This window comes from Streptomyces sp. NBC_01077 (assembly GCF_045162855.1).
Classification (GTDB): Bacteria; Actinomycetota; Actinomycetes; order Streptomycetales; family Streptomycetaceae; genus Streptomyces.
Genome location: NZ_CP108669.1, coordinates 933,949 through 953,157, shown reverse-complemented (window position 1 = coordinate 953,157; position 19,209 = coordinate 933,949). Strand labels below are relative to the sequence as shown.

General features: G+C 72.8%; 17 protein-coding genes and 1 pseudogene. 5 read left to right on the top strand and 13 right to left on the bottom strand.

Annotated features, from left to right (window positions below; all coding sequences use genetic code 11):
• The first annotated feature begins 254 nt into the window (after window positions 1-254).
• Window positions 255-2,393, top strand: a complete 2,139-nt coding sequence (locus OG462_RS04325; RefSeq protein ID WP_406054593.1) for an ATP-binding protein — start codon at window positions 255-257, stop codon at window positions 2,391-2,393.
• On the opposite strand, the gene OG462_RS04320 is transcribed toward OG462_RS04325, so the two are convergent.
• From OG462_RS04320 to OG462_RS04310, 3 genes are all read right to left on the bottom strand, one after another.
• A complete protein-coding gene (locus OG462_RS04320) occupies window positions 2,390-4,273 on the bottom strand; it encodes a hypothetical protein (protein ID WP_406054591.1) in 1,884 nt (627 codons plus the stop codon). The genes OG462_RS04325 and OG462_RS04320 overlap by 4 nt on opposite strands.
• Before the next feature lie 54 nt (window positions 4,274-4,327).
• Window positions 4,328-6,199, bottom strand: coding sequence for an NAD-binding protein (locus OG462_RS04315; RefSeq protein ID WP_406066360.1), 1,872 nt, complete (start codon window positions 6,197-6,199; stop codon window positions 4,328-4,330).
• Between the two features lie 195 nt (window positions 6,200-6,394).
• Window positions 6,395-7,276, bottom strand: a complete 882-nt coding sequence (locus tag OG462_RS04310; protein ID WP_406054589.1) for a winged helix-turn-helix transcriptional regulator — start codon at window positions 7,274-7,276, stop codon at window positions 6,395-6,397.
• A 159-nt stretch (window positions 7,277-7,435) separates the two neighbouring features.
• On the opposite strand from OG462_RS04310, the gene OG462_RS04305 reads away from it, so the two are divergent.
• From OG462_RS04305 to OG462_RS04295, 3 genes are read left to right on the top strand one after another with little or no spacing between them, the layout of a single operon-like run.
• On the top strand, window positions 7,436-8,239 hold the full coding sequence (locus OG462_RS04305; RefSeq protein ID WP_406054587.1) for an ABC transporter permease: 804 nt from the start codon (window positions 7,436-7,438) through the stop codon (window positions 8,237-8,239).
• A complete protein-coding gene (locus tag OG462_RS04300; RefSeq protein WP_406054585.1) occupies window positions 8,239-9,393 on the top strand; it encodes an ABC transporter ATP-binding protein in 1,155 nt (384 codons plus the stop codon). The genes OG462_RS04305 and OG462_RS04300 overlap by 1 nt, the downstream gene beginning before the upstream one ends.
• Window positions 9,390-10,220: an ABC transporter permease gene (locus tag OG462_RS04295; RefSeq protein ID WP_406054583.1), complete on the top strand. Its 831-nt coding sequence runs from the start codon at window positions 9,390-9,392 to the stop codon at window positions 10,218-10,220. The genes OG462_RS04300 and OG462_RS04295 overlap by 4 nt, the downstream gene beginning before the upstream one ends.
• A 57-nt stretch (window positions 10,221-10,277) precedes the next feature.
• On the opposite strand, the gene OG462_RS04290 is transcribed toward OG462_RS04295, so the two are convergent.
• The 7 genes from OG462_RS04290 to OG462_RS04260 form a co-directional block, all read right to left on the bottom strand.
• Window positions 10,278-10,751, bottom strand: a complete 474-nt coding sequence (locus tag OG462_RS04290; protein ID WP_406054581.1) for a hypothetical protein — start codon at window positions 10,749-10,751, stop codon at window positions 10,278-10,280.
• Entirely contained in the window at window positions 10,748-11,221 is a 474-nt protein-coding gene (locus OG462_RS04285; protein WP_406054579.1) for an RNA polymerase sigma factor, read from the bottom strand. Before OG462_RS04285 ends, OG462_RS04290 begins: the two co-directional genes overlap by 4 nt.
• 106 nt (window positions 11,222-11,327) lie before the next feature.
• A complete protein-coding gene (locus OG462_RS04280; protein WP_406054577.1) occupies window positions 11,328-11,771 on the bottom strand; it encodes a DUF3995 domain-containing protein in 444 nt (147 codons plus the stop codon).
• 390 nt (window positions 11,772-12,161) lie between these two features.
• Window positions 12,162-13,073 carry a class A beta-lactamase gene (gene bla / locus OG462_RS04275; RefSeq protein WP_406066358.1) on the bottom strand — a complete coding sequence of 304 codons (912 nt, stop codon included), beginning with the start codon at window positions 13,071-13,073 and terminating at the stop codon, window positions 12,162-12,164.
• 137 nt (window positions 13,074-13,210) lie between these two features.
• Window positions 13,211-13,828: an RNA 2',3'-cyclic phosphodiesterase gene (gene thpR / locus OG462_RS04270; RefSeq protein ID WP_406054575.1), complete on the bottom strand. Its 618-nt coding sequence runs from the start codon at window positions 13,826-13,828 to the stop codon at window positions 13,211-13,213.
• A 192-nt stretch (window positions 13,829-14,020) separates the two neighbouring features.
• On the bottom strand, window positions 14,021-14,935 hold the full coding sequence (locus OG462_RS04265; protein WP_406054573.1) for a serine hydrolase domain-containing protein: 915 nt from the start codon (window positions 14,933-14,935) through the stop codon (window positions 14,021-14,023).
• The gene (locus OG462_RS04260) at window positions 14,932-15,264 is read right to left on the bottom strand and encodes a hypothetical protein (RefSeq protein WP_406054571.1); all 333 of its coding nucleotides are present in this window, start codon (window positions 15,262-15,264) and stop codon (window positions 14,932-14,934) included. Before OG462_RS04260 ends, OG462_RS04265 begins: the two co-directional genes overlap by 4 nt.
• 337 nt (window positions 15,265-15,601) lie before the next feature.
• Here OG462_RS04260 and OG462_RS04255 point away from each other — a divergent pair, with 337 nt between their 5' ends.
• A complete protein-coding gene (locus OG462_RS04255; protein WP_406054569.1) occupies window positions 15,602-17,635 on the top strand; it encodes a calcium-binding protein in 2,034 nt (677 codons plus the stop codon).
• Window positions 17,636-17,680: 45 nt separating this feature from the next.
• Here the strand turns inward: OG462_RS04255 and OG462_RS04250 are convergent, their stop codons facing one another.
• The 3 genes and pseudogenes from OG462_RS04250 to OG462_RS04240 all read right to left on the bottom strand — a co-directional run.
• On the bottom strand, window positions 17,681-18,238 hold the full coding sequence (locus tag OG462_RS04250; RefSeq protein WP_406054567.1) for a hypothetical protein: 558 nt from the start codon (window positions 18,236-18,238) through the stop codon (window positions 17,681-17,683).
• Window positions 18,239-18,240: 2 nt separating this feature from the next.
• Window positions 18,241-18,879 (bottom strand): SGNH/GDSL hydrolase family protein, encoded by a 639-nt coding sequence (locus tag OG462_RS04245; RefSeq protein ID WP_406054565.1) that lies wholly within the window; start codon window positions 18,877-18,879, stop codon window positions 18,241-18,243.
• A gap of 34 nt (window positions 18,880-18,913) precedes the next feature.
• A pseudogene (locus OG462_RS04240) lies at window positions 18,914-19,159 on the bottom strand (fumarylacetoacetate hydrolase family protein); the annotation flags it as partial.
• Window positions 19,160-19,209 lie beyond the last annotated feature (50 nt).

Below are 19,209 nucleotides of genomic sequence, written 5' to 3'. Positions count from 1 at the left end.
CTCTGGTCATTTCTGCCCCCAAGTAATGATCATGAGAAAGACATGAATATGACCATGACGAGGGTGCGAAGGCAAGATCCGGCCCCGTCTGTTCGCTCCGAGCGAGCGCGTCGCGTGCGCTCCGCAGTCCCGCATGTAACGTTCCACAGAGCGGAGTTACGGAGGCTGGATGCCCTCGACTTGACGCCTGCGGAGGACGGGGACACCGTCCGGCCGGAGTCGGGTCCAGCCGGGGGCCAGGGGAGGGGCCGGTCATGTTGGAGATCTTGGCGCTCAGCGCGCTCACCACGTTCCTGTTGGGGGTGGGCAACGGCGCCACCGGCGAGCTCGGCAAGCAACTGGCCCTCTCCACCGGTGCCCTGGCCAGACGAACCCTCGGCCGTGCGACCCCCCTTCCGCCCGACCCGGCGGCCCGGGCGGAACTGGCCGGCCGGCTGCACGCCCGGATCAGCAGCGACCCCCGGCAGGCAGCCGAGTGGGCGCTCCTCGTACAGAACTCCCCGGACGCGGCGACGCACCTGACGAGCGGCGGACTGCCGCCCGCGCCCCGCGAGTTCGTCAACCGCGACGACGTCGTCAAGCAGTTACTGAAGGAGGCGACCCGCCCCTGGGAGGGCAGCCCCCGAGTCGCCCTGCTGTACGGGCCGCCCGGCATCGGCACCTCCGCCACCGCCCTCCGCCTCGGCGCTCTCTGCCAGGCCCGCTTCCCCGACGGACAGTTCCACGTCGATCTGCGGGACACGGGCGCGGACAACGGAGCGGAGCCGGCCGCCGTCCTGCTGCGCCTGCTCCTCACGATGGGTGTGGACCGCGAGCGGATGCCGTCCACCGAGGCGGGCCGCGAGGCGCTCTACCGGCGGCTCACCACGGGCAAGCAGGTGCTCGTCGTCATCGACCACGCGTCCTCGCCGGCCCAGGTCCGCGGTCTCGTACCGTCCACGCCCGACGTCTTCCTCCTGGTCGTCGTGTCCGGTCCGCCCTTCACCCTCGACGCCGAGCGCGTCGCCGTGTCCCCGCTCAGCGACCGCTACGCGAAGAAACTGCTGCGCGGTGAGGTCGGGCGGGAGCGGGCCGCGCGGGCCAAGGCACAGCTGCCGGGCCTGCTCGACCGCTGCGCGGGCAACGCACTGTCCCTCAAGACCGAGGCGATCCGCCTCCTTGCCGACGAAACGCCCGGTGACCGGAACGCCTCGGAACCGGGCGCCGAGCCCGCGGCACTCGATCCGGTACAGCGCGCGGCCCGGCGTGCCGCCGCGCGGATCACCCCGGAGGCCGCGCGGCTCTGCCGCCTGACCGCTCTCGGCGCCTGGCCGTCCGTCAGCGCCGCTCTCGCCGCTGCCGCCGCGGACCTGGAGGACGAGGACGAGGCCGACCGGCTACTCGCCGAGGCGGCGGAGGCCCGCCTCCTGGAACCCCTCCCGGACCGGCGCTACCGGTTCCGGCCCGAGGTGCGGCGCTACCTGGCCGACACCGCCGTTCCCGAACACGGCATCCCGGAGTGCGCCGCAGCGGTGGACCGGGTGCTCGCCTCCCTGCTGAACCGGGTGCTGCACGCGGCGCACGCCGCCCTGTCGCAGAGCTGGCGCACCGAGCCGGCGCCCGAGCGCGGCGACGCCTGCCGCGACGAGAAGGAGGGCCTTGCGGTGCTCGCGGCCGAGGTGGGCAACGTCGTCCGCGCCGTGTCCGTGGCCGAGGAGTACCGGCGTACCACCACGGCGCTACGCCTGGCCCGCGCGCTCTGGCCGCTGCAGCTGAAGGCCGGGTACGGGGACGAGGTGCTTCCGGCGCTGCGGGTGGCCGCCCGCTGTGCCGACGAGCACGACGGGGACGTCGACCACCGGGTGGCGGGGGCGCTGCACTTCCAGCTCGCCCACTGCCTCGGCGAACTCGGCAGGTGGGAGCAGGCCGACCGTGCCGCCCACGCCGCCGTCGCCCGCGAGCGCACGGCCGGCCACCTACGGGGCGAGGCGTCGTCCGTGGAACTGCTCGGCCTGCTCGACCTGAACCGGTGGCAGTACGAGTCGGCGTACGCGCGCTTCACCGAGGCCGAGAGGATCTACCGGCGCATCGCTCCCGGCCAGGAGGGCGCCGAAGACCGCGCACGCGCCCTGGCCCTGGCCGAACGGCACCAGGGACGGGCCCTGCGGGGCCTGGGACGGTGGGAGGAATCCCGCCGCCTGCTGGAGGCCGCGGGCGAGTTCTTCGTACGACAGGGCGAGACGTACAACCGGGCCCGCGTCCTCACCGACCTGGCGGAGACGCTGCACGACATGGGCGACGACACGACGGCGCTGACCCGGATCACCGAGGCGGAGCGACTGCTGCCCGAGGCCGCCGCTCCGCACCTGCGGTACCTGGCCGGGTTGCGGCTACGCTGCGAGGACACGGCCTAAGGCTCGGCGAGGGGAGCGACGGTCACCTGATGCACGCCGGTGGCCGTGTGCACCCGGAGCGTGGTGCCGTCCGGGCCTCCGTCTTCGCCCCCGACCGTACCGCCCTGCGTGAGCCACGCGTACAGCGAGGACGCGTAGGCCGCCGGGTCGGCGTCCCCGCCCGCCGTCGCGGAGAGCCGGAAGAGGCCGTGCGCCCGGGTGCGTACCGTGCACGTGTCCGGGCCGGTCACGTATGCGGCGGCCGCGCAGTGCGGATGCCGGTGCAGCACCTCGGCGGTCCACAGCTCCGGACTCCTGAAGCGCGGGTCGTCGGGCGCTCCGTCCCGCGTGATCACCTCCGCCGACTCCAGGACTCCGGGGTCGCGGGTGTCCTCGTGGACGGCCAGATGCGTGTCACCGCTCGCGTCGTACGGGTGTTCCGTGGCGCGTTCGATCTCGACGTCCACGCCACGCACGCGCGCCCGCACGCGCAACGGGGTGGTCCGCCTCGGCGGGGCGTACGGAGGGAGGGGCAAGGGCTCCAACGACGCGGGCCCGGCGGGCTCGGGCAGGTCCATCAGCCGGTAGAAGTGGCGCCGCAGCAGCATCGCCGACCTGCCGGGAGCAGAGGTGATGAACTCGGCCGGGTCCGCTGCCGGACGATGTCCGGCCAGCAGCCCCTCCACCTGTGGGCGGAGGGGTCCGTACGGATCGAGCCGTGGTGCGTGCCGGACGAAGGCCGCCAGCGGGGCCTCGGGGTCGAGCCGCTCCTGCCCGTCCGCCGCGAGCAGCACAGGGGTGCCGAGCGCGGAGGCGTAGTAGGAGACCGCTCCGAAGTCGCCCAGGACGAGGTCGGCGGCGAGGAGAGCCTGCCGCCATGCGTGGACGGGGTCGACGAGAGCGAGTCCGCCGCGACGGGCCCGGTCCAGCCAGGCCCGGATCTGACCCGGGCCGTGGCCGTACCAGATGTTCGGGTGGAGCACGGCGGCCAGCCCGTAGTCGTCGGCGGGGAGCTCGGCGGCGAGCCGGGGGAGAAGCCCCGGCAGAATGTCCTGACCGCCACCACCACCGCCACCGCTGCCGTCTCCACCGATGCCGCCGTTGCCGAAGAGCCCTTCGGGATTCCAGGTGGAGTTCACGACGACGAGCCGCTGCCCACGGCGTACGCCCAGGGCGCGCCTGTACCGGTCCCGGTACGGGCGGGCGGCGAGCATGCGGTCGAAGCAGGGGTCACCCGCGAGTACGGCGGCGGGTACCGCTGCGGGGCATGCCCGGGTCAACCGCTCGACTTGCTCCGGGTGGGAGAGAACGAGCCCGTCCACGAACGGCATGCCGTCCGCCAGGAGCCACTCCGACGACAGACCGAACGTCGGCTCCCGGCTCCCGGCTCCCGGCTCCCGGCTCCCGGCTCCCGGCTCCCGGCTCCCGGCTCCCGGCTCCCGGCTCCCGGCTCCCGGCTCCCGGCTCCCGGCTCCCGGCTCCCGGCTCCCGGCTCCCGGCTCCCGGCTCCCGGCTCCCGGCTCGGCCAGCCTTTTAGTGTATCCGACACCGTGCGAGAGAACGGACAACCTGCCTTTGAGCGCGGCGAGTTCGCCGCCGAAGCTCGCCGAGATCGCGAGATCGACCGGCGTGGAGAGTGCCTGTTCCCACGGCAGCTCGGGCAGCTCCCAGTCGGCGAGCACCTCACGGATTCCTCCCTGGAAGGCCGAAGACCCCGTGGACGTGACCAGCAGCTGGACTCGGAAGTCGTCGTGGAACAGCGGCAGCAGGTCCTGCAGCCGTCCCGCCGAGGTGACGTTGTGGACCACGAGCAGCACACGCCGTTGGGCGGTCCTGCTGGTCCACCGGTGGGAACCTTCCCCCACCGGCACGCGTATCGGCAGGGATGCGGCGCGCCCCACTCATGACCTCCGAAGCGAACGTCGTGTCGTCGAGTGGACACCTTAACGAGTCGTTCAGCGGCCGGGGGTCGACGGCGGTGCCCCGGAGGATGTCCGCCCCGCCGCTGGTGCCCCCGCCCGACCGAGCAGCTCGGCGAGGCCCGCGCGGGTGGCCGCGACGACGACGCGGTCGCCCGGGTGGAGCACGTAACCGGGGTGGAGGTCCCAGAGCAGACCGGGCGGCTCGGCGGCGGATACCCGGAGCGCGCCCGGCCCGGCCGGCGCGTCCGGGCCCTCCAGCGCCTCCGGAGCGCTGGTGTCGAGGGCGAGGACGCGCCACGCTCCAGGACGGAACGCCTCCGCGACCGTTCTGCCCTCGAGCTGGGGCTGCCCGGCGATGTCGAGGGCGGCGAAGACGAGCACCCGGCGTTCGACCGCGATCGCCCCCAGGATCTGGCGGCCCATCATCGCCGTGGCGAAAGCGGGAGCGGCGAGCGTCGACACGCTGCGGCTGCGGGTGAGCGCGTCGGGGTGCGCCGTGCGCAGGGTGCGGTAGACGGTGGACGCGAACTCGTCGTCGTACAGGCGCAGCGCCACAAGCAGGTCCGGGTTGAGCGTGCGCGCGTACAGGGCCGCTTCCAGGTTGGTGGTGTCGGCGCTGGTGAGGGCGAGCAGGGCGCGGGCGCGGTGGATCTTGGCCGCCTCCAGAACCCCCTCCTGCGTGACGTCACCCAGGACGACCGGGACGCGCAGGGTGCGGGCGTGGGCGACGCCCCGGGCCTCGGGGTCGTCCTCCACGCACACCAGGGGCACGCCCAGCTCGTGGAGCTGGACCAGGACGCGGGTGCCGACGCGCCCGAGACCCAGGAGGACGACGTGGCCGGTGAGGCCGCGCGGCGGGCGCCGGAGGGCGGCCGCGCTGCGGTAGGCGCCGAGCGCTTCGAGGGCCCCCGCGATGAGCAGGGGCAGCAGGACGAGGCCGAGCAGGCCGGCGAGGATCTGGAGGACCTGGCGGGCGGTGGGTTCGCCGACCGCGGGGTCGCCGATCGCGAAGAGGTCGAGCAGCGTGAGGTACGCGGCGTGCAGCAGGTGGTCCCCGGTGGTCACCGAGGACGCGACGGCGAGTGCGACGACCGCGGCGCAGACTCCGGCGAGGGCCCATCGCACCCGGGGCGAGAGGAGTTCGCGGGGCGAGGCGCCCCGGCTCTCCCGGCGCCGGGGGAGGGCCGGTTCGTGGGTGACGGCCTCCAGGACGACGGTGCCGTGCCCGGCCGCTGCCCGTACCTCGGCGTCGTCGGGCAGCAGTCGGGGCGCGAGCCGCCCACTGCGGTCGGAGCCGTCCGCGCCCGCGGGGTCGTCGGTCGTCGACGACAGCAGGGCGAGGGTGACGAGGCCGGGGCCGGCCGCGTCGTCGTGCTCGGCGGGGATCCGTTCGGCGGGGATCCTCTCGGCGGCGCGCAGCAGCAGCCCGTCGGCCTGGACGATCTTGCGGGTCCCCGTGACGGCGGTGGCGGCGAGCGCGGGGGCGGCGGTGTCCGCGTCGGACAGGACGATCGTGGTGGCGTCGTGGCCGTCGCCGTGCGCCGTGGGATCCGTCTGGCCGCGGGCCTGGTCGAGGAGTTCGGCCATGCGGTGGCCGAGGTTGCGGTTGTACATCCGGAGGACCAGGCGGATGTGCGGGTTCAGCCGCCGGGCCAGGAACGCGGCCCGCATGTTGACCTCGTCGTCCTCGTAGAGCAGAGCCAGTGCCTGGGCCCGGCGCACGCCCGCCTCGATCAGGGTCGGCTCGTCGGGAGGGATCCGGTCGGCGTGCTGGACGCGCACGCGTGGCTCGGCCGTGTCCGGTCCGCCGCCGCTGGGCGCGACGAGGACGACGGTCTGCCGGTACACCTCGGCGAGTTCACCGGCGATCCGGTGCGCGAGCGCGTCGTCCCCGCACACGACCATGTGCCCGTCCTGCGGCGCGGGCGGCCCGGCGGGAGACGGAGTCCCGCCGGTCTGATGGCGAGGGACCTGACGCGGTACGGCGGACATGGTCGCCTCTCGTCCGGGTGTGACCTCACCCTTCCAGCTGAACAGGTGCCTCGGCATGGGTGCTGACACCCAACTTGGCTGCCGCGGAGGTGTTCTGCCGCGGCGTTGTCACCCCGCGGCGACCGACGCCCCCTCGCGCCACGCCGTCTCCACGGCCGCCGGGATGTCCGTGACGGGGAACTGCACGTGCCGTACGGTCCGTTCGCGGTCCAGGACCAGGATCGCCCGCTTCAGCCGGAGGGCCTGGCCCGCACGGAACGTCGGCAGCCGGAGCGCCGCCGAGAGCCCGTTGTCCATGTCGGAGAGCAGCGGGAAGGGAATCTCCTCGGCGGCTGCGAACGCCCTTTGTTCGTCCGGGCGTTGCGTGCTGACGCCGCGCACCGCGACGCCCGCCGCCGTGAACCTCCCGTACGCCTCCCGGAACAGCCGGTTCTCCAGGGTGCACCCCGCCGTGCCGGGGATGTCCGGCCAGTTGTCCGGCAGCGGGCCTGGCCGGGCGGTCGCCGGGTAGCAGAACAGGACGGTGGCGCCGGCTCCGGCGTCGACCGGGTCGAGCGCGGGGCCCGTGTGGGCGGGCAGCTCCAGGCGGGGCAGCCGGGTGCCTGGCAGGTCGTGGACGCGGTGGGCCTCGGCGCTCCGCTCGTCGGCGGAGGCGGTGAGCGAGCCGTCGCCGAGCAGCCAGCGGTCGGCCCAGTCCTGCATCGAGACCAGGACGGGGAGCAGCGCGCGGCCGGCGTCGCTGAGCCGGTACTCGAACCGGACCGGTCCCTCCTGGTACGGGACCTTGTCGAGGACGCCGCTGTCGACGAGGTGGTTCAGCCGCTCGGTGAGGACCTTGCGGGAGATGTCCAGCTCGCGCTGGAGCTCGTCGAAACGGTGCCGCCCCCGCGCCGTCTCGCGGACGAGGAGCAGGCTCCACCAGTCGCCGACGACGGCCGCGGCCTGGGCGATGGCGCAGGCGGCGTCGCGGTCGGGCACGGCTCGTGCCATGTCGTGTCCTCCTCGTTCGGGCAACGGGTCGGTACCCGGTCGGCAAGGGATCCATCTTGCGCCATCGAGTGAGTTCCCGATAGAAACTCATTGTAAGTTCCCCAAGGGAACTCACTCGAATCCGCTCAGTTTCCTTACCTCGGGGGAGGGATCGTTCTCATGCCCACAGCCTGGGCAACCGCCTGGCGCACCTGGCAGATGACCCGCCGCGCCTACCCATGGACGTACGCCGTCGGCACCGTCCTGCCCGCCGCGCTCACCATCGCGCTCGCCTACCTCGGCTTCCACGTCATCGGCGGCGGGGCCGTCGGCGCCGACTTCGCCGAGGGCAGCGGCACCACCGCCTACCTCGCCTACATCGTCGTCGGCACGACCGCGTTCCACTTCGCCGTCCGGCTGATCCTCTGGTCCGCGAAGGCCCTCATCACCGAGCAGCGACAGGGCACCCTGGGCGCCCTGCTCATCGCCCCCGCAGGCCGCCTCCCGTACCTGCTGGGCTTCACCGCCTTCGCGGTGCTCAGCAGCGTCCTCGAGTTCCTGGCCCTCGGCCTGGTCGTCGCCGCCCTCGGCATCACCGTGCCGGTCTCGTCCGTCGCCGGCGCACTGCTCGGCGGCCTCGCGCTGATCGCGGCCGTCTTCGCGCTCTCGGTCGGCCTCGGCGGACTCATGATCGCGGCGGGCGAGGCCCACATCTCGCAGAACACCGTCTTCATCGTGCTCGGGCTGGTCGGGGGCTTCACCTTCCCGCGCGACTACCTGCCCGAGCCCGCCCGCTGGTTCGCCGAACTGCTCCCCACCACCTCGGCCATGGACGTCCTGCACGGCAGTTTCACCGGCGGCCAGTCCCTCCCCGAACTCCTCCCGAGGCTCGGCATCTGCGCCGCCCTCTCCTGCGCCTACCTCCTCCTGGGGCTGACCTACCTGCCGCGGGCCGAGGCCCGTGCCGTCGAAAGGACGTACTGATGACCACGGCGATCGAGGTCCGCGGCCTGCGCAAGGACTTCCCCGTACGGGATAAGGGGATTCTCGGCCCCCGCACCCTCAAGCGGGCCGTCGACGGCCTCGACCTCGACATCCCGCGCGGCCGCGTCACCGGCCTCCTGGGCCTCAACGGTGCCGGCAAGACCACCACCATCAAGATCCTCGCCACGCTCCTGCGCCCGAGCGCCGGCACCGTCCGCGTCGAGGGCCTGGACGCGGTCGCCGACGCCCGCGCCGTACGCCGCCGCATCAACCTCATCGCCGGCGGCGAGCGCATGGTCTACACCCGCATGACCGGCCGCGAGAACCTCTGGTACTTCGGCCAGCTCTACGACGTCCCGAAGGCCGAACTGCGCCGCAGGACCGGTGAACTCCTCGACCTCGTCGGTCTGACCGACGCCGCCGACACCATGGTGGAGCGGTACTCGCGCGGCATGACCCAGCGGCTCGCCATCGCCCGCGGACTCATCAACCGCCCCGACTACCTCCTTCTCGACGAACCGACCCTCGGCCTCGACGCGCCGATCGCCCGCGACCTGCGCCGCGTCGTCGCCGACCTGGCCGCGCACGACGGCACCGGCGTGCTGCTGACCTCGCACTACCTGGCCGAGGTCGAGGAGCTCTGCGGCCACGTGTACGTGATCTCCGCCGGCCGTCACCTCGCCCAGGGCAGCCCGGCCGAACTCAAGGCCGCGACCGGCAGCCACCGGACCGTGCGCCTGACCGTCACCGACCCGACCGACCGCACCCGGGCCGTCGCGGACTCCTTCGGGGCGACCCGCGAAACCCTCCCCGACGGGGGCGAGCTGATCACCCTGCGCCACCCCGACGACATGGCGGGACCCCTGACGGCGGCCGTGTACGAGGCCGGCGGGTCCATCGGCGGCCTGGAGATCGCCGAGGCGAGCCTGGAGGACGCGATCCTGACACTCGCGGAGCGGGGCGAGGCGGGCCTCGCGGACACCGGAGACGTACCTCGTGCCGGAACCCGCCCGGACCTCGCCGGCTCTCACGCCGCGACAACCGCGGCTGCGGCGACTGTCCCACCGGGGTCCGCCGACGCGACCGCCGAGTTGTCCGACGCGACCGCCGAGTCCGCCGCCGTGACCGTCGGAGCCAAGGGCGGCGCCCGGTGAACCATCTCCGCCACGCCCTGCGGGTCTTCGCCGCCGAGACGCTCAAGCAGCACCGCCGGCTCTTCGGCCAGCCGCTCGTCGTCTTCTCGATGCTCGTCTGGCCGGTCCTCCAACTGGCCACCACCTACTACACCCTGCGCCCCGTCGCCACAGCCTCCCGGGCCGCCGAGAACTGGCCGACTGCCGCCGACCCCGAGCGCCTTCTCACCTTCCTGGCCACCGGCACGCTCGCGTACGCGTTCTTCTTCTCCCTCGTCCAGAGCGCCTGGCACCTCTCCTTCGAGCGGACCACCGGCACCCTGGAACTGCTCTTCCTCTCCCCGGCCGGCCGGCTCACCCTGATGATCGCCAACGGCGCCGGCGCACTCCTCCAGAACGCCTGGCTGCTCACCTGCTTCACCGTCGCCGCCCTGACGGGCTTCGGCACGCTGTCTGTCTCGGCCTGGTGGATGTACGGGATCGTCCTCCTGGCCCTGCTGATCCCGGCAGTGGCGTGGGGAGCGTTCCTCAACAGCCTCCTGGTCTTCTCCCGGGACTCGGCCTTCCTGTACACGATCCTCGACGAGCCGCTCTGGTTCGTCTCGGGCGTCCGTCTGCCGCACTTCGCCCTCCCGGCCGCCATCCAGGTCGTCGGCGCGGTCTTCCCCCTCACCGGCAGCCTCCTCGCGGTCCGCGGCGCCCTGCTCGAACACCGTACGGTGACCGAACTCGCCCCGACCCTGCTCGGCCTCGGAGCGCTGAGCGCCCTGCTCCTGGTGGCCGCCGCGCTGATCCTGCGGGTGGGTGAGGCGCGCGCCCGACAGACGGGCGCGCTGAGCCTGGCGTGACGGGACCACGCCCGGGCAGCGGCCTGGTGCGACCGGCTGCACCCGGGCGGCGGGCGGTTACGTGACCCGGGCGGCCAGGCGTGTCATGGCCTCCTCCAGTTCGCGTCGCGCGCCGAACGGCACCAGCGCGGCGCGCCCGGGGACACGTACGCCACCGGTGAGCGCGACCCGGGTCCGCCCGTCCTCGTCCGCCGCCGCCATCCCGATGACCAGGAACCGGCTCTGCAGCCAGCACCAGCCGGGCCGCAGCACGCCGTGGAAGTGCGCCCGCAGGCCGTAGCGGCTGCGGGCGAGGGCCTCCACCCGGTCGCCTTCGCGTCGCAGGACCCGGACGGACCGCATGTCGGGCTGGAACTCCCCGAAGCCGCCCTCCAGATCGCCCATCACCTGCCAGACCCGGGGGAGTGGCGCGGGGAGCACCCGCTCGACGAGGTGAGCGCCCCGGACTCCGGCGACCATGACGCGCATCCGCCGCACGTCGTCGAGCAGCGGGCCGCCCCTGCCCTCGTTGCCCTCTTCGCTCTCCTTCACGCGGACCACGCCTTTCGGAAACTCTGCCGGGCCCGGTGCAGCCGGGACTTCGCCGTGCCGGTCGGTACCCCGAGGAGTGCCGCCGCGGACTCCTCGTCCATCCCCTCGATGTCCCGCAGCACCAGGACGGCCCGGTGCGCGGGCGACAACCGCGCCAGGACGTCTCCGATGTCGGCGGCCAGCTGCGGATCACCTCGCTCCGGTACGTCGGCGAGCTCGGCCGGCCGTGCCCTTCCCGCACGCTTCGCCACCCGCACCGCCTCCCGTACGGAGATCGCCCGCACCCACCCGTAGAGCGCCTCCGGCTCCCGAAGCGAACGCAGCGAGCTGAACACGGCGACCAGCGCCTCCTGCGTGGCGTCCGGTCCGTCGTCCAGCGCGATGGGACGGCAGATCCGGGCGATGTACGGGGTGAGGTGGTCGAGCAGGTCATGGAGGGCAAGCGTGTCGCCGTGCCGGGCGGCCCGCACAAGCGCGACGCCCCGGTCGCCCCGGTCGACGCGGTCAGCGGGGTCAGCGGGGTCAGCGGGGTCAGCCGGGCCGGCAGGGCCGGCAGGGCCGACGGGCCCGACGGGATCAGCGGGCGGCACGCAGGGCCGCCCCTCCGAAGACCAGGCACAGGGGCGTGTACACGAGCGCGTTCAGCCAGGGGAACGCCGCCCCTGAGCCGTCCCTGCCGACGACGATCCACACCAGGCCGACCGCCCCGCGAAGCAGCATCCCGGCGGCGACGGCGGCCGTGACCAGGCGCGGGATTCCGCGCCTGCGACCACCACCGCGCGCGTGGAGGGCGACGGCGAAGGCCACGCACCCCTCAAGGGCCGCGAGCGGCAGGACCACGCCCGGCCCGAAGGAGACGACGCTGCCGAGGACGGCGAGCGACAGGGCCTGCTCATCGGCGGCGGGCCAGGTCAGGCCGGTGGCCCAGTAGAGGTGCACCAGCGCGAGGACGGCGAGCAGTGCGGCGACAGCCCGCCCGCCCGCGATCGCACGAGGCCGCTCGATGTCGATGACCGCCATGGGGGTTCCCTCCGTTCCGAGGCCGGCGCCGCACGCGCCGACACCCCGAGGAGGAGCCGTACCGCCCGAAGGTTCCCTGTGATCCGGATCACATCGGCTGGCGCAGGGGGTGTCCGGGAACGCAGACGACCCGTGGGCCTTGGTCCCGTCCGCTCGAGTTCGGACGGGAGCCGGCCGGATTACCGGCGGCCCACGGGTCGGGTGACTGCGTGGTTTTCGGCAGATGACCTGCCGAGGTGCACAGAGTGCGACGGCAGGCCGTTAGCCCGCAGTCACCTCACGAATCCGAAAAGAAACCATGTTCTCGGATCACCTCCTTTCAGCGTGTACCCACAGCCTAGGAAAGCCCGGGGCGGCACTCAAGCTATTTATTCGAGCCTCTTTTTCTGCTCAGCCGAGTTCCGCCGCCACCAGCGCGGCCGCGTCGGCCACCAGCGGATCGACGGGCGCCGCGTCCTCCACGAACCGCGTGGTCATCACGGTGAGCACGATCGGGCCGCCGTCCGGCGGCCAGGTGACTCCGGCGTCGTTGTTGCCGCCGTACCGTCCGCCGCCGGTCTTGTCGGCGAGGAGCCAGTCGGCGGGCAGCCCCTTACGGAACCGCTCACCGCTGGTCGTGTTGGCGAGCATCCACCCCGTGAGCCGCTCCCGGTCCCGGCGCGGGAGCGCGTCGCCGAGCACGAGGCGCCCGTAGCTCCGGCTGATGGCGCGGGGCGTCGTGGTGTCCGTCTCGCGCCACGGCTCCGCCGAGTTCAGTTCGGGCTCCCAGCGGTCGAGCCGGGTCGTACGGTCGCCGATCGACCGGGCGAACCGGGTGACGGCCGTCGGACCGCCCAGCTCGCGAAGGAGCAGATTCGCGGCGGTGTTGTCGCTGTAGCGCAGCGTGGCGTCGCAGAGTTCGGCGACGGTCATCCCATGGGCGAGGTTCTCGGGCAGCTCGGTCCTGGGGGACCAGCCCGACCGCTCGACGTCCGCCGCCGTGTAGCGGATGCGCCGCGCCAGGAACGTGCCGTCGTGATCGAGGTCGCGCAGCACGGCCGCGACGGCGAGGGTCTTGAAGACCGAACACATCGGGAAGCGCTCGTCGGCGCGGTACGCCACCGAGCGCCCGGTCCGCACGTCGTGGGCGAACACACCGAGCCGTGCGGAGTGCCGCTCCTCCAGCTCCCGAAGCCGTGCGCCGAGGTCGTCCCCGCCGGGCGTGGAGGCGTACGCCGACCCGCCGAGCGGTAACGCGACGGCGAGCCCGACACCGGCGCCGAGGCCGAGAGCGGTGCGACGGGACGGGCTGAAACCTGTGATGGACAAGGCGATTCCCTTTCCGGAGCGATCACTGCACAGGGAAACACGCCCCAAGTCCCCCGACCGGTTTCGACGAGCACGGCCGCCCCCCCCAGAACGAGCACGGACCCCCCGAACGGTGGGCGGACCCACCCCGGTCAGCGCCCGCCGAACGTCCATGCCTCGATGTCGCGGTACCGGATCGGCCCCGGGCCGCGGCCGAAGTTGCTGCCGACCAGGTGGAGCCGCTCGGCCCGCCAGGGGCGACCGGTGAAGCCGGCCAGCCCGGCGGCGACGTCCAGCACGCTCGACTCATCGTCACGGCGGGCGCGGGCCAGCGTCAGATGGGGACGCAGCGGCCGGTCCTCGAAGGGGACACCGCACTCCTTGACCACGGTGCGGACGTCGGTGGCAAGCCGGTGCAGTCCGTCGAGGTCCCCGTCGATGCCGCTCCACAGCACCCGCTCGTCGAAATGTCCGCCGCCCCGCAGGGCCAGTTCCACCGGCCCCCGCGACGCCGCGAGGTCCGCGAGCGGCGGCCCAAGCAGCGGAACCGTCGCGACGGGCAGCTCGCCGAGGAACGCCAGGGTGATGTGCCAGTCCTCGATGCGGTTCCACCGCATCCGCGGATACGCGTCGTACGCGGGGCTCAGTACCCGCTCCAGCTCGTCCTTCGCCTCGTCGGGCGGGGCGAGGGCGATGAAGACACGTACCGTCGCCGCCCGATCCCGCTCGTCCCCACCGGGCTCCGTCCCCTGCCCCCGCGCCTGCGTCATGTTTCCGTTCCCTGCTCGCCCTGCTCGCCCTGCTCGCCCTGCTCGCCCTGCTCGCCCTGCAAGCCCTGCACCCGGCGAGGCCGGTGGCCGTTTCCGATGTGAGGGTACGCGGTGTCCGAGCCGCCCCCGCTGCCAGGGACACCGCCCCGAACCCCCCTCCCGTCTCGCGCACCCTCGCCTCGGACCGGACTCTCAGTGGGCGAAGGCGGCGAGGGCAAGGCGCTGGGCCACCGCCGGAGCGCCGTTGCTCGACGAGGTCGACGTGCCCATCGCGTAGACCGCACGCAGGTTGAGGTCGCGGGAGGCGAAGACACCGCTCCGGTATCCGGTATCGGAGCCCGTCTTGCCCCACAGGACCGAGCCGTCGGGCAGTGGCGTGGACATCAGGCCCACGCTGAAGCAGGCGGTGCCCCTGCCGGGACCGGTGTTGCAGTTCGCGTTGCCGACGTACGGCAGAGGTTTGCCGTCGATGCCCTTCGGTATCGCGAACAGCTCCGCCGTCTGGGCCGGGCGCAGCAGCCTGCCGTCGAACAGGCCTCTGATGAACCGGTCCAGGTCACCCGTGGTGGAGGTCATGCTCGCAGGCAGCCCACCCTGCACGTTGACGTCGACCAGCTCGCCGTCCGCCCTCGGGAGGTAGCCCGGCAGATAGGGGCGAGGCACGGGCGTACTCCGGCCCGGCACGGCGGCCCTCGTCTCCCACATCTTCAGCGGCTTGAGGATGCGGGCCGTCACCTCGTACCGGAACGGGTGCCCGGTGATCTCCTCGATGAGCTTGCCCGCGACGCGGTAGCCGAAGGAGTTGTACTCCTGGCGGGTGCCGGGGCTGAAGTGTGGGCCGGGCGCCGGCCGGCCCTCGGGACGGAGCGTCTGCCGGATCACCTCGTCGAAGGTGAGGGAGTCGAGGCGGCGCTCGATCTCCTCGTCCGGGGACGGGGTGGCCGGGGCGCCCTCGAAGTCCTGGGGCAGGCCGCTGGTGTGGTTGAGCAGCTGCCGTACGCTGACCGGCTCCTTGAACAGGTCCTCCGGCAGCAGCTCGGGCAGATAGTCCTGAACACTCCGGTCCAGGTCGACGCGGCCCTCGGCGGAGAGCTGAAGCAGGATCACGGCTCCATGGGCTTGCTGACGCTGCCGATCCGGAAGTGGGCATCCCGGCTGACGGGCTGTCCGGTGACGACGTCTCCCGATGCCCCACGCCACCTCTCCCCGCCCTTGTGCACCTCGGCCACGACACCGGCGGCCCCGTCGTCAGGGCGCACGGCGATCGCCTCGCGCAGGGCGTCACGGTCGAGCCCGGGGGAGGGGCCTCCACCCGCGGTCCCGGCGGCCCCCGTGGCTCCGGCGGTCGCTGCGAACGCTGGAGCGGCGACACCCAGCGTCACAGCGGAAGCCAGGACCACGGCCACGGGCAGGGACAGAGGCAGAGAGAGGGACATCGGCAAGGTCGAAGAACGGCGCATGAGGAACTCCACTCGAAAGGTGCTGATCAAGTCCCTTCGAGTCTGTCCGCCCGGCCCGCCCGCAGCGCCAGGGATCACCCCAGCTCCACCCTGAATCACCCCTGACACCGCATCAGGGGATCACTTTGCGCCACCACACACCGGACTTCATGAACAACGGGCCGGCGGGATGGCGCCCCGTGCGCTCCCTCGCGGGGGTGGTTCCCAAGGGCCGGTGAGCGTAGTTCGGCACGGCCAGCCGGAGCGGGGCGGGCGCCGGTACAAAGCTGTGCGCTGCTCCCCGTACACCACGAAGACGGAGGTTCGTACGCAGATGACCCACGTACAGCTGAGACCCGCGGAACGGCGCCGCAGGCCCGGCGGGCGAGCCGGGGTGCCGGTCGCGCTCGGCATGGCGCTCGTCCTCGCGCTGCCCGGCACCGCGCTCGCCGCTCCCGGCGATCTGGATCCGACGTTCGGTCCCGACGGCCGGGTGACGACCCCGATCACCGGGTACGCCGAAGGCCACGACATCGCGCGGCAGGCCGACGGCAGGATGGTCGTGGTCGGTGTGAGCGAGGCGGGCTTCGCGCTCGCCCGCTACGACTCCAACGGCAGCCTCGACCCCACCTTCAGCGGTGACGGCACGGTGACCAGCGACTTCGGCGGCGGCAGTCACACCGCCAACGCCGTCGCGATCCAGCCGTCGGACGGAAAGATCGTCGTGGCCGGCACCACCGAGGTGATCGCGGAGGAGGGCGGCGGCTGCTGCTTCTTCTCCGTGGCCCGCTACAACACCGACGGCAGCCTCGACACGGGCTTCGGCGATGGCGGCCTGGTGCGCGTCGAGGAGTTCGGCGGGTCCGCGGACGGCGCGGACGTGGCCGTCCAGGCCGACGGCAGGATCGTCGCCGCGGGCAAGGGCGGCGGCAGTGGGTTCGCGCTCGTCCGCCTCGGCACCGACGGGAGCCTCGACCCCAGCCTCGGCGGCGACGGTGCCGTCGTCGCGGGCTTCACACCCACCTCCCCCCAGGACGGCGGGGGCATCGCCCGCAGCATGGCCCTCCAGCCGGACGGCAGGATCGTCTCGGTCGGCTACGTGGGCAACACCGCCTTCGACATCGGAGTGGCCCGCTACAACTCCAACGGCACCCTCGACACCACTTTCAGCGGTGACGGCATGGTGACCGCGGACTTCGGCGGCACCGAGTTCGGCAACGCCGTGGCCGTGCAGCCGGACGGCAGGATCGTCGCCGCCGGTTCCGGTGGCGCCGGCTTCGCCGTCCTCCGCTACAACGCCGACGGCACCCCCGACGCCGCCTTCGGCACCGGCGGGCGTACCTCGGTCAACGCACCCGGCGACGGCGGCATCGCGTACGGCCTGGCACTCCAGCAGAACGGCAAGATCGTGCTCGCCGGCCGGGCGGACGACCCGAACAGCTCCGAGGCCAACGACTTCGGCCTGGCCCGCCTCAACGTCAACGGCACGGTGGACACCGGCTTCGGCGGCGACGGCTTCGTGGTGACCGGCTTCAACGACTTCGACGAGGCCCGCGGCGTGCTCGTCCAGCCGGACGGCAAGATCGTCGCGGCCGGGTACGGAGCGGGCTTCGCCTTCGCCCTCGCCCGCTACCAGGGCGGCGACGGTACGACTCCGCCGAGCGCGGACCTGTCGGTGACGAACACCGGCACGACCACGGTGAGCATCGGCGACCGAGCCACCTACGCGGTGAAGGTGTCCAACTCCGCGATGTCCACGGCCACCGCGACCGGAATCTCACTCTCGGACACGCTGTCCGGAGCCGGTACGACGCTCATCTCGGCCGTTCCCTCGCAGGGCACCTGCACGACGACCACGACGGGCGCCACCTGCGCCCTCGGCTCCCTGGCCCCGGGTGCGAGCGCGACCGTCACGGTGACGGCCGAACCCCGCGCCGTCGGCACGCTCATCAACGCGGCGGGCGTCAGCGGCTCGCCCCAGGACCCGGTGGCCTCCAACAACACGGCCTCCGCGACCACGTCGGTGAACAACGCGCGCGCGTGCACGGTCATCGGCACCAGCGGCGCGGACACCCTCAACGGCGGATTCGCCAACGACGTGATCTGCGGCCTCGGCGGCAACGACACCATCCGCGCGAGCTACGGCAACGACACGGCCCACGGCGGCTTCGGGAACGACAACATCGACGGCGGCTTCGGCGACGACACCCTGAACGGTGGCCCGGGCAACGACACCCTGACCGGCTACTACGGCAACGACCGCCTCACCACCACCGACGGCACCCCGGGCAACGACACCGCCAACGGCGGTGCCGGCACGGACACCTGCACCACCGACCCGGGCGACATCCGGATCAGCTGCCCCTGACCGTGTCCCCGGTCCGTTCCTGATCCGGCCCCGTCCCTCAGCTGATCAACTGAGGTCGGTGAGCAGGTCGGAGACGGCGCCGGGGCGTCCGGGCCTCAGGAGTTTCTCGAAGACGGTGAGGACCAGTTCGTCGGTCTCGTCCAGGGGAAGGTGATCGTCGCGGCTGACGCTCCCGTCCTGTGGGCGGAAGCCGTGCTTGACGAACGACGCGATGCGGACGCCGTCCCGCATCGCGTCCGCACGCTGCCCGTCGGTGTGCAGGAACGTGTAGCTCCGGCCGTGGACAAGCGCCCGCCCGGTCTTCTCCCGGCGGCGCCCGTCGACGGCGCCGTCGCTGACGAAGGCGCGCGGGTCGTGCGGACGCAGCGAGACCGCGTTCGGCTCACGGGCCGGCAGCGACGGGCCGTCGGCCTCGAACGCACGGCTCATGACCGCGTTCTGGCGCTTGGCGAACCAGCCCGTGAAGTGCTGAACCGGCTCGATGGGGACGGATGCCCGGACGCTGCCGGCCGCGTCGATCACGTCGGCGCGGGTGCGGGCCTCGTCGACGTCGATGCGCCAGCCACTACGGGTGGGGCGACGCCAGAGGGGCATGTCAGTCATGCTCACAGCCTCTCAGACGACGCGGGACCCCTTCCCACCCCGGCCGCGGCCAGCCACGCATCCGCAAGGACTCGGTGGCCGAGCGCGCTCGGATGGACACCGTCCGGGGCAAGGGCTGCCGCACCGTGCACCTCGGCGGCGCGCAGCAGTGCCAGGTCCGTGCGGACGACCGTCGCTCCGTGAGCCGTGGCCGTGCGCAGAACGGCTTCCGTACGGGGCGCGAGATCCTCGAACCACCTCTCCTGCTCCGGGCCGGCCGGGAGGAGGAACGGCGTCATGACGAACAGGCGCGCTGCGCACTTCTCCGTGGTGAGGGTGAGCATGCGGTCGAAGGAGGCCTCGAACTCCGGTACCGGGCTGAGCAGTCCGCGGTCGTAGCGGCGCCACGTGTCGTTGATGCCGATCAGAACGGTGACCACGGAAGGGGCGAGCCCGAGGACGTCGGTGGCCCAGCGCGCCTCCAGGTCGTAGACCCGATTGCCGTTGAGGCCCTTGTTGACGACCGTCGCGGGGGAGGACAGCGACTCGGCGATCATCCGTACGTAACCGTCACCGAGGGACGCGGGATCCGCCCGGTCGCGGCCGGTGTCCGTGACGGAGTCGCCGATGAAGAGCAGTCGGTCGTCCTGGGTGAACTGCATGTGCGTGTCCCCTCCGTGTTCCCTCGGCGTTCCCTCAGGCCTGTCGGAACGTCTGACGCATGGTCCCGAGCCCGTCGATCCCGCACTCCACCACATCGCCGTGCCGCAGGTACGGCCGGGGTTCGGGTCGGCCGAGGGCCACGCCGGCAGGTGTGCCGGTGTTGATGACGTCCCCGGGGTGCAGCACCATGAACCGGCTCAGGTAGCGGACGATCCCGGCGACCGGGAAGACCATGTCCGCGGTGGAGCCGCGCTGGCGCTCGTCTCCGTTCACCGACAGGCACACGCATGCCAGCCATCCTTCACCCTATACATCGGATGTATCGACTC

What these genes read in the sequence shown, in the direction of transcription:
- thpR (WP_406054575.1), bottom strand. Translation starts at nt 13,828, where the DNA reads ATGACGCAGGCGCGGGGGCAGGGGACGGAGCCCGGTGGGGACGAGCGG.
- OG462_RS04305 (WP_406054587.1), top strand. Translation starts at nt 7,436, where the DNA reads ATGCCCACAGCCTGGGCAACCGCCTGGCGCACCTGGCAGATGACCCGC.
- OG462_RS04300 (WP_406054585.1), top strand. Translation starts at nt 8,239, where the DNA reads ATGACCACGGCGATCGAGGTCCGCGGCCTGCGCAAGGACTTCCCCGTA.
- OG462_RS04280 (WP_406054577.1), bottom strand. Translation starts at nt 11,771, where the DNA reads ATGGCGGTCATCGACATCGAGCGGCCTCGTGCGATCGCGGGCGGGCGG.
- OG462_RS04310 (WP_406054589.1), bottom strand. Translation starts at nt 7,276, where the DNA reads ATGGCACGAGCCGTGCCCGACCGCGACGCCGCCTGCGCCATCGCCCAG.
- OG462_RS04260 (WP_406054571.1), bottom strand. Translation starts at nt 15,264, where the DNA reads ATGTCCCTCTCTCTGCCTCTGTCCCTGCCCGTGGCCGTGGTCCTGGCT.
- OG462_RS04250 (WP_406054567.1), bottom strand. Translation starts at nt 18,238, where the DNA reads ATGACTGACATGCCCCTCTGGCGTCGCCCCACCCGTAGTGGCTGGCGC.
- OG462_RS04315 (WP_406066360.1), bottom strand. Translation starts at nt 6,199, where the DNA reads ATGGTCGTGTGCGGGGACGACGCGCTCGCGCACCGGATCGCCGGTGAA.
- OG462_RS04325 (WP_406054593.1), top strand. Translation starts at nt 255, where the DNA reads ATGTTGGAGATCTTGGCGCTCAGCGCGCTCACCACGTTCCTGTTGGGG.
- OG462_RS04245 (WP_406054565.1), bottom strand. Translation starts at nt 18,879, where the DNA reads ATGCAGTTCACCCAGGACGACCGACTGCTCTTCATCGGCGACTCCGTC.
- OG462_RS04255 (WP_406054569.1), top strand. Translation starts at nt 15,602, where the DNA reads ATGACCCACGTACAGCTGAGACCCGCGGAACGGCGCCGCAGGCCCGGC.